The organism is Chloracidobacterium sp. (assembly GCA_016711345.1).
In the GTDB taxonomy this organism is placed as follows: Bacteria; Acidobacteriota; Blastocatellia; order Pyrinomonadales; family Pyrinomonadaceae; genus OLB17.
Genome location: JADJTD010000001.1, coordinates 1,087,246 through 1,100,681, shown reverse-complemented (window position 1 = coordinate 1,100,681; position 13,436 = coordinate 1,087,246). Strand labels below are relative to the sequence as shown.

Here is a 13,436-nt window from a genome sequence, read left to right as displayed (position 1 = left end):
ACTATTTCTTCAACCAACCAAAGATAGCGTTCACAGTAATATCGCGATTAGTTTCGTAGATAGCTTTTGTTAGCGGAAGGTTCATTGGGCAAACCTTTATACAATTCTGCGCGTTGCCACAGTTGGTAATTCCGTCCTCGCCCATCAGACCGTTTAGGCGTTCGTCCATCTCGATCTTGCCGACAGGATGCATATTGAAGAGCCGCGCCTGTGCGATGGCTTGCGGGCCGATGTAATTGTCATCGCCATATTGCGGACAGGCTTCGAGACAGCAACCGCAAGTCATGCATCGCGATAAAGAGTACCGCTCCTGTGCGACCTCATTTGGAATATGCGGCCCTGGACCGAGATCGTATGTGCCATCAAGCTCGATCCAAGCGTTGACCTGTTTGAGATGATCGAACATCTTCGAGCGGTCAACCTTAAGGTCGCGTACATTCGGAAATTTTGACATCGGCTCAAGCGTAACCGTATCCGAATTTGATGCAAGCAACAAGTCATCGATCAACGCCGAGCACGACTGCCGAACCTTGCCGTCGATCACCATAGTGCAAATGCCGCAGACCTGTTCCAGACAACTCATATCCCAAACCGGCGGCGTTGTCTGCTTGCCTTCAACAGTGACGGGATTTTTACGTATCTCCATCAATGCCGAGATGACATTCAAATTGCGGCGGTATTGAAGTTCAAAAGTCTCAAAATGCGCCGTCGCACCTTCTTTCTCTCGCCGCTGTATCTTGAACTTGATCCTGGCTGGCGGATTTTCGAGACGCTTTTTTTCTATATGTGCAGTCGTCGTCATTTCTTTCCTTTCGAATAATCACGCTTTCTCGGTTCTACCAGCGAAACATCAACGGGCTCGTAAGACAAAACCGGCGCCTCGGCTGAATATTCCGCGATGGTCGTTTTCATAAAATTCTCATCGTCGCGTTCGGGAAAATCAGGCTTGTAATGTGCTCCGCGTGATTCGTTGCGATTAAGGGCACCGAGCGTGATGACGCGTGCCAATTCGAGCATGTTAGTTAACTGACGTGCGTGCGGAATTGCCTGCGTTGCCCACAGGTTCGAGTCATTGATCGATATCTTGCCAAATCTTTCTTGCAGTTCACGTATCTTGTCATCAGTGGCTTGCAAGCGGTCGTTGTAGCGAACGACGGTGACGTTATCGGTCATCACTTTGCCGAGTTCTTCGTGCAGTTTGTATTGATTTTCGCCGCCTTCGCTTTTGACTATAGCGTTGTTCAAATCTTGCTGGTGTTTGAGTTCGGCAGCGTGGATGCCGTTTGACTCGGTGTTCCCACGTTCGATATTTTTTGCGTATTCGATCGCTGACGGAGCCGCCGTAAAACCGCCATAGACACATGAAACAAGAGAATTTGCTCCGAGACGATTTGCACCGTGGATCGAATAATCACATTCGCCTGCGGCAAACAATCCGGGAATATTTGTCCGCTGTTCAAAATCGACCCAAAGGCCGCCCATTGAATAATGCACGCCCGGGAAAATTCGCATCGGAACAAATCGCGGATCGTCACCGACGAACATCTCATAGATCTCAAGGATCGCACCCAAACGCTCCGTCAAAACATCTGCAGGAATATGCGTCAGGTCGAGATAGACCTGATTCTCACCGCCGACACCGTGGCCTTCGAGACATACTTGAAAGATCTCGCGCGTTGCGATGTCACGCGGGACAAGATTTCCGTATGCGGGATATTTTTCTTCTAGAAAATACCAACGCTCGCTTTCGGGGATATCACGCGGCGAACGGGCATCGCCGTCGGCTTTCGGCACCCAAACGCGACCGCCTTCGCCGCGAGCCGATTCGCTCATCAATCTCAATTTGTCTTCGCCCGGAATCGAGGTCGGATGCACCTGGATAAATTCACCGTTCGCATATCGAGCACCTTGCTGATAACAAATGGACGTCGCGCTGCCGGTACAGGTCATTGAGTTCGTCGATTTGCCAAAGATCAATCCCGGCCCGCCGGTCGCCATTATCACGGCATCAGCCGCAAATGATTTTAGTTCAAGCGTTTGAAGGTTCATCGCGATCAACCCGCGGCAAACCTGATGATCGTCAAGCACGAGCGAAAGCATTTCCCAGCCTTCGTATTTGGTGACCTTCCCTGCGGTTTCCCAACGGCGAACCTGTTCATCGAGAGCATACAAAAGCTGTTGACCGGTCGAAGCTCCCGAAAAAGCAGTACGATGATGCAGCGTTCCACCAAACCGCCGAAAATCCATCAGGCCTTCCTTCGTTCGCGAAAAAGGAACACCCATGCGATCAAATAAATTGATGATCGCCGGGGCCATGTCGCACATTCGTTTGACGGGCGGTTGATTGGCAAGAAAATCGCCTCCGTAAACCGTGTCGTCGAGGTGCTTAGCCGGTGAATCGCCTTCACCTTTTGTATTGACCGCGCCGTTGATGCCGCCCTGCGCACAAACTGAGTGCGAACGCTTTACCGGCACAACTGAGATCAGATCGACTTCGTGTCCTGCCTCAGCGATCTTCATCGCCGCCGCAAGGCCTGCAAGGCCGCCGCCAACTATTGCGATTTTTAGACCATTTGCCATATCAAAATTTTGTCGGCCCTTCCTGTATCGTCATCTTTGGTTGTTCACAAAGTGCCATTGGCAAAAGCCCGCAAGGGCGAACAAAAGCGAACGCGGCATTTATGCCAACTGCCCCTAAAAATAAAGCCAACCCGAGACAACCATAAAGCACGACTTTCTGCGCCTTTTCGCCGATCACGATGCCCCAATCGACCGCAAACAAAAAGAATCCGTACGCCAGATGCCACGCCGTCGCCAAAATACCGATGATGTAGATCGCCATCACCCACGGAATCTGAAATTCGCCGGCAACGATCGAAAATGCCTTATCCGCATTGCCCGCAACAGGCACCATATTTAATCCGGGAACGACACCAAAGCGAAAATTCAAAATGTGAAAGAGGATAAAGAAGAACAGAAATATGCCGGTCGTCCGTTGAAGAACGTAAAACCAGTTGCGGCCATAGCCGTAATTGAGCACGTTCGGCTTGGCCTCCGCTGAGATCATGATGCCGTAAACGGAGTGAAAGATCAGCGGTAGAAAAATGCCGAATATCTCGATAAACAAGAGATAAGGGATATCGTGTATTTCTTTTACGGCTTTATTAAAGCTTGCGTCGCCGTTCATCGCTTTTGAGTTCGTGAACATATGCACGAAGAAAAACATTCCCAGCGGCACTATGCCCGTGATCTGGTGCAATTTCCTCAAAAGAAAAGTGTTGGGGAATTTTATCGCCATCTAAAAAGGCCAATTCACGCTAACGTTGTTTGCTTCGTTGATTATCTGAATTCTAATTGTAAACGAAAAATTCGGCAATGTTTAACCTATGCTATTTATTTTAACCTATGCTATTTATATTATGCCTATTTTCAGATAAGATAAAATGAAATATACAGTTGTGATTAAATAGAATTACTTATAAATCAAATGCACATCGAAACACTAAAAGTATTCTGCGACCTCGTTGACCTCGAAAGTTTTTCACTCGCTGCCGAGCGTAATTTTATTACGCAATCAGCCGTCAGCCAGCAAATACGGGCGCTTGAGGAAAAATTCAAACGCCGTCTTCTCGAACGCATACGCGGCCGACGCGAAGTAAAGCTCACGCCTGCAGGCGAAGTGTTTTATCGCGAATCCAAGAATGTTCTCACTGCCTTTGATCAACTCGAAGAAAACCTTCGCGGCGTGGTCGGCAAGATCGGCGGCACTGTCAAGGTCGCGACTGTTTACAGTGTCGGCCTGCACGAGCTGCCGTCAAAGGTGCGCGAATTTATGACTAAGTTCCCAGCGGCAAAGATCGACCTCGAATATTCGCGCACAACGCGCGTTGTGCGCGATGTGCTAAACGGGACGGTCGAACTCGGCGTTCTAGCCTTTCCCGAACCCCGACGCGGCATCACGATTACACCTATGGCTGAAAATCGCTTAGTGCTGATCGCACCGCCAGATCACAAATTCGCGACAAAGAAGAAGGTGAAAGTAACCGAACTGAACGGCCAGGATTTCGTTTTGTTCGAACGCGACATCCCGACGCGAAAGGCAATGGACAAGATATTTAAGGCAAATGGCATCGAAGTAAAAAAAGTCGCCGAGTTCGACAATATCGAAACCATCAAACGCGCGGTTGAGGTCGGCTTCGGTCTTGCCATCGTGCCCGAACCGGCAGTAAGCGAAGCAAAAAAAGCCGGCACTCTTGCCGTAATCCAATTAGCAGAAAAATACTGGGTACGCTCCGTCGGCGTCATCCACCGCACCGACAAAAGCCTTTCACTCGCCGCAAAGAAGTTTGTTCAGTTGCTTAGTGAATAGGCCGTTCACCGATCGACGCAGCCGCGATATAAGTCATCGGTGTTGTGGGTGCCATTTCGTTGAGTGCGAATTTTAATTTATCGGCGATGCCTTCGGCTTCCATGTACTCGCGTCCTAAGAGACGGCGGAAACGCTTGTTCTTATCTTCACCTGTTACCTCTTTGAGCATTCCGCCCAGAAATGCCGTTACCAATTCAGGAGCAAACTGCTTGCCCGCGTTTTTGTGCAGATCCTCGACAACTTCGCTCGCGGGTCGGCGTGCTTTATAGGGCCGGTCGGTGGTCATCGCGTCGAAGGAATCTGCAAGATTAACGATCTTTGCGATGTATGGAATTTCGCGGTCATACAACCCATCGGGATAACCGCGTCCGTCGAGCCTTTCGTGATGATATTTTGCGGCGAGCGGTACATCGGTGAACGGATGATGTATAGGCAGCAAAATTTCGTAACCGACTGCCGGATGTTTATTCAGCTCGGCAGATTCCTTGGCGTTAATGCGATACGGAGCGTTGATGATCTTGCGTTCAACTGTTAGCTTGCCCACATCGTGAAGATATCCGGCGACGGCAACGCCTTCGACCTCGTCGCTGCCCCAGCCAAGCTCGGCGGCGATGATCTCAGAGAATTTGCCTACGCGGACCGAGTGGCCTTCGGTATATTTGTCTTTGCAGTCAATAGCCGCCGCAAACGCCTTGACCGTGTCGTGATAGGTCGAACGCATTTCATCGAAAAGTTTGCGGTTCTCGATCGCATGACGCTCGATCTCTGCCATCAGATTTCTTTGTGCGATCGCAACTCCGATGTGACGGCCCATCGCGCAGATGATCTCGTTCTCATATTTAGTGTAGGGGTCGCCGGTCGCTTTTTCGCCTAAAAAGATCGCACCGACGATCTCGTCACGCACAACAAGCGGCACAAACAGCTCAAGATTTCGGCGTTCAAAACTAACGTTGTAAACCTGAAAGAACGGCAAAGCATGAGCCTCATTTACCTGGATCGGCGCTAGGCCGTTTGTCAGAAATTGACGTTCGTCTTCGTCACACAACGTAAGGCTCAGCGGAAAATCGTCACCAAGCCCGCGAACCGCCATCATGCTAAATTCATGCGCAAACTTTGAATACCGAGCAACGCCGCCGCGCATTATCCCAATTGCACCTGACAACAAATGCAGCGATGTGCGGATCGTCTCCTGAAAATTGTTCTTGTTGGTAATCTCATGACCAAGCTCGGCCAAGGCACCAAACGCATGAATTAGTTTTGAGTTTTGTTCCATGATCTCTTAGTGCACTTCAGGCAATCGTGACGTGTTTGGTTAGGCCAAGCATGTCAAATAATTCGACGGTTTCCTCTTTTACATCAGAGAAAACTACTGCCGCACCATTATTGGATGCGATATCGATCACGCCGAGCAGTATGGAAATTCCGATGCTGTTGACGATCTCGGTCTTTGAGAAATTAACAACGAGCTGAGTAGCGCCCGCGTCGATACGGCGTCGGCATTCGTATTCAAGCTGTTCGCCGCTCAATTTGTTTAGATAATCGCCCGCAAAGATCACCGATCTTTCCTCAGTAGGCTCGGTCGAGCCGACAATTCCGGTTGCTGAATTCACTTAGTTATTATCCTTGTATAAGTTAGCGTATATATCCGAAAGAACCACTTGAAGAGTAGTTCTACCATATGCAGGTGCATAATAACAACACAAAAATTATGTTTAAGGTTTGAATTTTGCTGATATTTGAATGATTTTAGGTAGTTGTTTAATAAGTAAGTGCATTTCCGTAGAAAACTGCGCTTATTTGCCGGAAGCGTAAGGCACTCTGCCAAATTCGGCAAGAAGTGGTTTTAGACGTTCGACAATGGAATTGTGAGTGGCCCCATTTGTCGCGAGAATGCCGTTGTGGTTTTGCAGTTCGGCGCGGTCGTAGCGAATATCGTGACCAAAAATATCTGTAAAACGTCCGCCGGCCTCTTCCAGAATTATCTGCGGAGCACACGTATCCCACAACTTTGTTCTCGGCCCGGGATGTAGATATATGTCGCACGTTCTATCAGCTATCAAACCGATCTTCAACCCGACTGAGCCGCGTCTAACAGTATCGCGAAATGCGAGATATTCGATGATGCGTGCCATCTTCGAACTAGGATGATTACGTGACATCGCTAATTTCATTTCTGGCAATGTTTGGATATCAGACGTTGTCATGCGAACAGGCTCGCCGCCGTTTACAGTAAACGAACCTTCGCCTTTTACCGCATAACTAAGAATGTCGTGAAAAGGTAAATATACAACACCAAGCACCGGAACGCCTTCTTCAGCAAGTCCGATCTGAACGCCAAAATCGCCGTCCTTTTTTACAAAGCCGGCAGTGCCGTCGATAGGATCTATGATCCAAACGCGCCGCTTTGAGATGCGTAATTCCGTGTCATCAATTTCTTCTTCTGACAAAATGCCGTCATCTGGAAAAGCCGCAGCGAGACGATCAACAATAATGCGGCTAGCTTCACGATCGGCGATCGTTACCGGCTCACTGTAATTATCGGCACCGATCTTCTCTTCGGTCTCAAAATCGCTCGCATAATGTTTGAGGATCGCTTTTCCCGCAATAAGCGCAGTTTCTACAGCAGTTTGGAGTTCGAAGTTCAGCATTGGACACAATTCTAACAGATGCACAATTGGTGCAAAAAAGACATTCCATTATCGACCGTATGCCGACGTCAATGTTTGGTGTGATAGATGCGGTTATGGATGGCATAACCTCATTCGTTATCGGGTTGAGCAGACGAGGTGCCTTTTGTGTCCCTGCAAAGCGTTAATGGACGCGATCACTCTTTTCGCGGCCGTGTTTTTTTGATGGCTTTTTAGGGGGTCTCCGATGGCTTTTTGCCCCTCAAAAGTGGCTTTTTGGGGTCACGAAATGGCGTTTTTGGACATGGTTTCTGATAAACCCTTACAGTTCATACATTTAGCCTGTCATCATGGCTGCGCGACGCTCGACGGATGGTTCTCGTCGTCGATTCACCGCCTCGTCGATGACATTCGGCATCTTTGGCTTCTTCAGAATAGTTTTTTCAGGATTTATCGACCGCCTCGACGATTCCGCATCGAGGACAAATTAGGTTCATTTGTGTCTTATCCAACCACCTTGCTAGAGCGCGGTTTGCGAGTTCAGGTGTCTTGCTTTCGGCTTCGCCCTCACGAAATATTCTGGAGTGCGTCTGCGATGGGTCTTGTTCCCGCGTTAGTTCGTGTTCGCAATTGCGACAGGCCCAGCCGGTTCCATCGTTATAAAAATCGTTTAGTTCTTGCATAAATAAAACGCAGCGCGGCATTTAAATACCACGCTGCGTAATTTGCCTAAGTATCACATTTACTGGACTCGGCGAACCGGCCGGGCCAAAGATTGTGTGGGCATCAACTTAACCGGCTTAACAGTATTGGCGCCGTTGCGGTAGATCGTAACTTGTATCGTATCGCCGATCTGCTTTTTGTCGAGATATCGATACAGGTCGTCAAGATCATTCATTTTTTCGCCGTCGATAGAAATGATGATGTCACCCAATTTAACGTTACCTGCCGCATCTTGCGACAGGCCAAGCAGACCTGCACTAGAGGCCGATGCTGAAGGTGCGACATTCCATACGACCAGCCCAGAATCAACCGGCAGCCGCCCGTTAAAGTCGGATACGGGCCTAAGATTGGCACCAAGCTTCGGACGCCGAACTTCACCAAATTGGATGAGTTGCGGCACGACACGTTTTGCTGTACTTATCGGAATTGCAAAACCTACGCCCACCGAACCGCCTGCCGGCGAAAGAATTTGTGAATTGATTCCAATCATCCGGCCATATTTATCAAGCAGCGGACCACCTGAATTGCCCGGATTGATCGACGCATCGGTTTGGATCGCTGCATCGATCGGCCTGCCGTTTCGTGCTCTGATCGGTCGTTGGAGTCCCGAGATCACACCGGTTGTCAGCGTACGGTCAAGACCGAACGGATTTCCGATCGCCAAAACCTTTTGTCCCACGGTCAATTTATCTGAGTCGCCAAGCGGTACCACAGTCAATCCTGGCGGCGGATTATCGAGCTTGATCACTGCAAGATCAGTATCGGGGTCACCGCCCACGACGCTTGCCGGATAGGTCTTGTCACCGCCAAAACTCACGGTCAGTTTTTGTGCTCCTTCGATGACGTGATAATTCGTCACAATGTTGCCATTCGTATCGATCACTGAACCGGAGCCGTTGCCTTTGCCTTCTTGTTCATTGCCGAACCAGTCCTGCGAGATCGATGTAGTATTGATAAAAGCCACGCCGGGCGAGATGGCCTTGTAAACATCGATGTTGTTCTGCTCGTCCGAGACCGTTGATGGATCAGCGATCTTGACCGGAGCTTCTTCTGCCAAGGTTATTGAACCAGAGCTTTCCGAGTTCCAAAATCTGCCGAGATTATAAAGCAAAGCCGTCGCCCCGACCGCGATCAGCGCCGATGCAAATGCCAGCAGTAGTATCTGCCGTGCCGATAATTGATAGATCGAATTCTTTTTCATAATGACAACCTCACCAACTTATAAAATATCAAGAATTTTGATGCTGTTAAAGAGCATCGACGTTGTGTATCTAATTACGAAAAAAACGGCCCGATGTTCTAATTAAACATCGGGCCAACAGCATAAAGCTCAGCAAGAAGAGTCTATGTTATGAGAGCAAATAATTGATTTGGCCATTCCATCATCTCGCGCAGCTCGGAATTTGAAACATACCCGAATGCCGAAAGGCCTGTAAAAAAGTGAATTCCCATCAGTCCGATGTAAACAGCAAGTGCAACAACGAGGCCGTATCTCGCAAGCGGCCTATTGCCCCATCGCCAAAGCACAACCGCCGCAAACGTACCTATCGCGATCTTGACACCGAGAAAAGGCCCGTTGCCGATATCAAGCAATGTTGCCATTAGCTGGTTTCCCTCGGTCGCAACGCCCGAGCGAACCCAGACAATTGTTAATAATGCATCGAGTAAATTGAGCGCAAAGAGAAGAAAGGTCGGGGCAAATAGGTGCATTGTATATGTGTTCTCCCGCAAAAACTTGTTAAACTGCTCTCTGAAACGACTAACCCCCGGCTTTTGGCCGGGGGCTAATTGGAGAAAGAGAGATTGTCAATTCTGAATTATGTTCGAGTGGAATATACGACTAATCGATATCTATTTCAGAAAAATAACAGCATTTTTATTCTATAGTTCAACGGTGATATTCTAGTTGTACATATTCCGCCTGTTGCAGAATTCTTGCAACGATTTTTGCTGCATCAGACTCAAAATCTGCGGTGTTGAAGATCGCTTTTTATGCGGTCATTTTCAGGAGAACAAATTATGAAACAAGTTTTAAGGATCAGAAATTTAACAGCATTTCTAGCGTTGTTTATCGCAATAACAGCTCTTCCGGCTTTCTCGCAAACTAAAAAGCCCGTATTGAAGAGCAAGCCTGCGGCTAAGAAGAAAGTCACTTATCCGGTTTACACGGTTGCGACCGGAACGACGATTCGCTCGCGTATAAATGAGACATTAACTTCAAAAACAGCGAAAGTTGGAAATACCTTTACAGTGACAGTGACCGAGCCGGTCTATTCAACAAACGGAGTAGTGGTCGTTCCTGTCGGCAGCACCGTTACGGGACGAGTCAATAACGTAAAACCAGCATCGAAAGGCGGAAACCCGGGCGAGATCGATGTGAGTTTTACGCAGGTTCGTCTGCCAAACGGAAAAGTACGCGCCATCAACGGCTCCCTAACCGACCTCGAAGGTAAAACGTCGAGTGATAACGAAGGCACAGCCTCCGGCAAGAAAATGGACAATCGAAAGCTGATTTTCATTGGCGGCGGTGGTGCCGGTGGTGCCGTCCTGGGAGCTGCGGTTGGCGGCGGTAAAGGAGCTCTGATAGGCGGACTCCTCGGTGCCGGAGGCGGATTTCTTGGTGATAAACTTACCAAAGGCCCCGAAGCTGAAGTGAAATCCGGCACAGAATTTGGCGTCTATCTCAATCAGGCCATTTCATTGCCCAAATTCGTCGAGACCAATCCGGTCAATCCCTAGAATTGGTTTCCAAAATAAACTAAAATGGCTGCCTGAAATGGCAGCTTTTTTATTTTCTGGTTATGAAAATGAGAAATATCGATAACGCTAAATAGCGTGAACGAGAAATTCAGGCGTTACTATGACGGGCGAGAAAAAACCTGCTGTGGTATTAAAGAGCCGCAGGCGTGCCTGTTTGCGAACGTTGGCAATGTGGCCAAAATTCCAGGTAACCAGATAGTCGATCTTGTGAAACGAAGCAAGGGCTACATGAACAGCATCCGCGAGGTATTTTCGGTGAAAGATGCCGCGTTCGATGTAGCCTTCGGCGAGTATAGCGACCTCTTCGGCTATTTCAAGCTTTTCGAGTGGACGGACAAGATTGAGGTAGCCGCTGCGGTGCGGTTCAGCAAAACGTTCGATCTCGCGCTCGACGAGCAATGAGCTGAACACGCGATACTCCGAAAGTTCGTGTTCCCACCAGCGGATCGTGATGTCACGTCGAAATGGATCTCCATTGTCAAGGTATGCACCAACGACCGAAGTTTCCAAATAGAGTCCGAGTTTCATGAATAGGCGGTATTTCCTGTTGATCGTTAGAAATCCTAACCGAAAATGTCACCTTAAGGATATCAGTTTTCTGATCTGATAGGTTCGAAAACTACTTTTGAGTTTATGAAATCGAATGTGAGGCGGTAGTTCTTGAGAAAATTGCCGCCCAAGATTCCGGCCTGTTCAAAGCCCGTAGATTCGTTGATAAGATCGAGATCGAGCGCTACTGCCTTGATGCTGGTCCGCGAATGTTTCCCGAATGTGACTCTCGGCAGCAAGAAGGAAGATACGTCGTCCCTGATCCCGGCCGAACCGATCACACGCATTTTTTCGTCATTGGCAAACGGCAAAATGCCGTCGTGATTTGCAACTCTTTCGGATATCACAGATAAGCTGGCACCGGTATCGACAATAAAATTCAATAGTGAGTCAATGCCCTGCAATTGGACTTCGCCGCTTAAAAATCCGCTGGACGTAAGTCTGAGCGGCAGCGAAACCTCTTCGCTCTTTTGAAATTCCTGTTTGTCGTCAGGCCTTTTTGTAAGCGCGAACGTGTTGTTACCGTAATCGATCGTAGTCAGGAACTTGGAGATCAAGGCCAGCCCTATATAACCATCAACCCTTTGGGTCTGATCCTGAAATTTGCGCAGATAAACTGGCACATTCTTGATGCTTATGTCGCCTATCGAAACCTTTCGCACTAGCCCGTAAACTATTTCAAATTTACCATCGCCGCCAATCCCTTTTGCATAACCGCCCTTTGTGATCGGGCTGATTCCAAGCCGTTTTGCCGTTGTGTCCGATACAACCGAAATTCCTGAACCCGTGTCCAAAACAAATCTTAACGGCTCAGACTTGTCATTGATGCGGAGATTAATGATAGGACGGTCGTTTTCCATTTCAAAAGGCACGCTGGTTTGGTCCCGGCCTTCGGTGGTGTAAAGTTTGCCTTTTAAGCCAAGGATGCGGAGAAAATTGATCAGCCCTCTAATACGGTCACGTCGATCTTTGTCCACATCGTTGCTGACCAGTAGAAAACGCGCGTAATGATCTGCCGCTTCTTTGAACCGTTCGCCCCGGCCCGCTGTTTGTGCACATGCGAATAAATAATCCGGCTCGTCCGGTTTCAGATCTAGGGCCTTTAAGAGATGATTCCGGCTGTCATCAATGTTGTTTTCATAAAAATTGAGCATGCCGAGACCTGCCCAGGCGAGATGCTCTTTTTTATTGATACGAATTGCGTTAGTAAAAAACCCTCGAGAATCGAGAAACCGTCCGGCATAAAGTAATGTTGCTCCCATAACTGCGAACGCGCGCGAATTATTAGGCTCTCGCTCAACGACTGGAAGACAGGTATTGTAGGCATCGAGTAGCTTTCGGCGTTTAACTAGAACGTAAGCAAGCTCAACTTTGGCGTCATTGTCCTCGGGATCAAGGCTAACAGCACGCCTCAGAAGCGATTCGGCGTCGATCAGTTGGCCGTTACGCGTAAGTTTTGCTGCCTTTTTGATAAGGCCGCGAACTTCGTCAGAATTATTGGTTGAAACGGTTGAGGCCTCAGTGATAACAGGGGCAAGTAAGAGCGCAAAGAATATCAGGAGAAGAAACACTCTAAGCCCTCGATAAAAGCAAAAAGATCTGAAATAAAATCCTCTGCGCTTCATACTCAAAGCCCCACTGCTAAATATCACTATTTAAGTATCTTACCGGTTTTGATCGACCAGAGAACAAGGTCCAATTCGTCAAAATCGATTCCCACCTTGCTCGTCAACTTTTTTAGCTTGTCCTCGATCGTTAGATACTTCGAACGCGTATTTGGTGGCTTTGGGTCGTCAATTATTTTCAGTTCTGCAAGACAATTCAAAACGTGCTTGTCGAGTATCGCATAGCCCTTAAAACCTATGTTCCTCAGATAGTGACTCGCTTCCTTATAGCCAAGCCCTTTGATACCTTCTTCATTAACCAGCCAATCGCGTCGCGCCAATGCGCAATCGAAGCCGTTAAGTTTGCTACGCAAACGAAGTCCGCAATGTTCATTAAGGAAATTCCTTGACGCGACAATATAGCGAGATCTGGCGTTAGGATAGCGATGAACGCTGCTCAAAGCAGCAGCAAGTTCCGCCTGATCGCCGGTAAGAATGATCGGTTTCACTGCCTCAAGCGCATTTAGCCCCATCCGCGCCGAACATCCGCCCGTAAAGAAACAAAAAACCATCTCCTCCCACAGGTTTAGATCTGTTCCGCGTTCGCCGATCTCGGCAAACTCTGCAAGCCGTCGCCGGATCTCGTCCTTACGCTCGGCGTGAGCTTTCTTTATTTTTTTGATCGTTATTGGTTCTTTTTCACGCTTCACGGCCATGCAGAAAATTATTGCACATCACATTGTAGAACCCCGCATGCGTCAGAACCGCGAGCAATAGCGACTGGGTTCTTTGCAAAAGCCCGCA

14 protein-coding genes are annotated in these 13,436 nt (G+C 48.5%); 2 read left to right on the top strand and 12 right to left on the bottom strand.

Annotated features, from left to right (window positions below; translation table 11 throughout):
* Position 1 precedes the first annotated feature (1 nt).
* The 3 genes from sdhB to IPL32_04435 are packed head-to-tail and all read right to left on the bottom strand — an operon-like array spanning position 2 to position 3,298.
* Entirely contained in the window at positions 2-802 is an 801-nt protein-coding gene (sdhB, locus tag IPL32_04445) for a succinate dehydrogenase iron-sulfur subunit (protein ID MBK8465060.1), read from the bottom strand.
* Positions 799-2,580, bottom strand: coding sequence for a succinate dehydrogenase flavoprotein subunit (sdhA, locus tag IPL32_04440; protein ID MBK8465059.1), 1,782 nt, complete (start codon positions 2,578-2,580; stop codon positions 799-801). The genes sdhB and sdhA overlap by 4 nt, the downstream gene beginning before the upstream one ends.
* Before the next feature lies 1 nt (position 2,581).
* On the bottom strand, positions 2,582-3,298 hold the full coding sequence (locus IPL32_04435; GenBank protein ID MBK8465058.1) for a succinate dehydrogenase: 717 nt from the start codon (positions 3,296-3,298) through the stop codon (positions 2,582-2,584).
* 189 nt (positions 3,299-3,487) lie between these two features.
* Between IPL32_04435 and IPL32_04430 the strand changes: the two genes are divergently transcribed.
* On the top strand, positions 3,488-4,369 hold the full coding sequence (locus tag IPL32_04430; protein MBK8465057.1) for a LysR family transcriptional regulator: 882 nt from the start codon (positions 3,488-3,490) through the stop codon (positions 4,367-4,369).
* Here the strand turns inward: IPL32_04430 and IPL32_04425 are convergent.
* From IPL32_04425 to IPL32_04400, 6 genes are all read right to left on the bottom strand, one after another.
* A complete protein-coding gene (locus IPL32_04425; GenBank protein ID MBK8465056.1) occupies positions 4,359-5,642 on the bottom strand; it encodes an HD domain-containing protein in 1,284 nt (427 codons plus the stop codon). The two genes, IPL32_04430 and IPL32_04425, sit on opposite strands and share 11 nt — an antisense overlap.
* Before the next feature lie 16 nt (positions 5,643-5,658).
* Positions 5,659-5,979, bottom strand: coding sequence for an STAS domain-containing protein (locus tag IPL32_04420; protein MBK8465055.1), 321 nt, complete (start codon positions 5,977-5,979; stop codon positions 5,659-5,661).
* A gap of 183 nt (positions 5,980-6,162) precedes the next feature.
* Positions 6,163-7,017, bottom strand: coding sequence for a 3'(2'),5'-bisphosphate nucleotidase CysQ (locus IPL32_04415; protein MBK8465054.1), 855 nt, complete (start codon positions 7,015-7,017; stop codon positions 6,163-6,165).
* Positions 7,018-7,439: 422 nt separating this feature from the next.
* On the bottom strand, positions 7,440-7,679 hold the full coding sequence (locus IPL32_04410; GenBank protein ID MBK8465053.1) for a hypothetical protein: 240 nt from the start codon (positions 7,677-7,679) through the stop codon (positions 7,440-7,442).
* Positions 7,680-7,738: 59 nt separating this feature from the next.
* Positions 7,739-8,920 (bottom strand): trypsin-like peptidase domain-containing protein, encoded by a 1,182-nt coding sequence (locus IPL32_04405; GenBank protein MBK8465052.1) that lies wholly within the window; start codon positions 8,918-8,920, stop codon positions 7,739-7,741.
* 143 nt (positions 8,921-9,063) lie between these two features.
* Entirely contained in the window at positions 9,064-9,429 is a 366-nt protein-coding gene (locus IPL32_04400) for a hypothetical protein (GenBank protein ID MBK8465051.1), read from the bottom strand.
* A 309-nt stretch (positions 9,430-9,738) separates the two neighbouring features.
* Here IPL32_04400 and IPL32_04395 point away from each other — a divergent pair, with 309 nt between their 5' ends.
* Positions 9,739-10,458, top strand: coding sequence for a hypothetical protein (locus tag IPL32_04395; protein MBK8465050.1), 720 nt, complete (start codon positions 9,739-9,741; stop codon positions 10,456-10,458).
* Between the two features lie 87 nt (positions 10,459-10,545).
* Here the strand turns inward: IPL32_04395 and IPL32_04390 are convergent, their stop codons facing one another.
* The 3 genes from IPL32_04390 to IPL32_04380 all read right to left on the bottom strand — a co-directional run bounded on the left by IPL32_04390 (position 10,546) and on the right by IPL32_04380 (position 13,348).
* Entirely contained in the window at positions 10,546-11,007 is a 462-nt protein-coding gene (locus IPL32_04390) for a type II toxin-antitoxin system VapC family toxin (protein ID MBK8465049.1), read from the bottom strand.
* A gap of 62 nt (positions 11,008-11,069) precedes the next feature.
* Complete coding sequence (locus tag IPL32_04385) at positions 11,070-12,599, bottom strand: aspartyl protease family protein (protein MBK8465048.1); 1,530 nt, start codon at positions 12,597-12,599, stop codon at positions 11,070-11,072.
* Between the two features lie 80 nt (positions 12,600-12,679).
* Positions 12,680-13,348 (bottom strand): N-glycosylase/DNA lyase, encoded by a 669-nt coding sequence (locus IPL32_04380; protein ID MBK8465047.1) that lies wholly within the window; start codon positions 13,346-13,348, stop codon positions 12,680-12,682.
* Between the last annotated feature and the right edge of the window lie 88 nt (positions 13,349-13,436).

Excerpts from the sequence above, each read along its gene's own strand:
- sdhB (MBK8465060.1), bottom strand. The coding sequence starts at position 802 with ATGACGACGACTGCACATATAGAAAAAAAGCGTCTCGAAAATCCGCCA.
- sdhA (MBK8465059.1), bottom strand. The coding sequence starts at position 2,580 with ATGGCAAATGGTCTAAAAATCGCAATAGTTGGCGGCGGCCTTGCAGGC.
- IPL32_04435 (MBK8465058.1), bottom strand. The coding sequence starts at position 3,298 with ATGGCGATAAAATTCCCCAACACTTTTCTTTTGAGGAAATTGCACCAG.
- IPL32_04430 (MBK8465057.1), top strand. The coding sequence starts at position 3,488 with ATGCACATCGAAACACTAAAAGTATTCTGCGACCTCGTTGACCTCGAA.
- IPL32_04425 (MBK8465056.1), bottom strand. The coding sequence starts at position 5,642 with ATGGAACAAAACTCAAAACTAATTCATGCGTTTGGTGCCTTGGCCGAG.
- IPL32_04415 (MBK8465054.1), bottom strand. The coding sequence starts at position 7,017 with ATGCTGAACTTCGAACTCCAAACTGCTGTAGAAACTGCGCTTATTGCG.
- IPL32_04410 (MBK8465053.1), bottom strand. The coding sequence starts at position 7,679 with ATGCAAGAACTAAACGATTTTTATAACGATGGAACCGGCTGGGCCTGT.
- IPL32_04405 (MBK8465052.1), bottom strand. The coding sequence starts at position 8,920 with ATGAAAAAGAATTCGATCTATCAATTATCGGCACGGCAGATACTACTG.
- IPL32_04400 (MBK8465051.1), bottom strand. The coding sequence starts at position 9,429 with ATGCACCTATTTGCCCCGACCTTTCTTCTCTTTGCGCTCAATTTACTC.
- IPL32_04395 (MBK8465050.1), top strand. The coding sequence starts at position 9,739 with ATGAAACAAGTTTTAAGGATCAGAAATTTAACAGCATTTCTAGCGTTG.
- IPL32_04390 (MBK8465049.1), bottom strand. The coding sequence starts at position 11,007 with ATGAAACTCGGACTCTATTTGGAAACTTCGGTCGTTGGTGCATACCTT.
- IPL32_04380 (MBK8465047.1), bottom strand. The coding sequence starts at position 13,348 with ATGGCCGTGAAGCGTGAAAAAGAACCAATAACGATCAAAAAAATAAAG.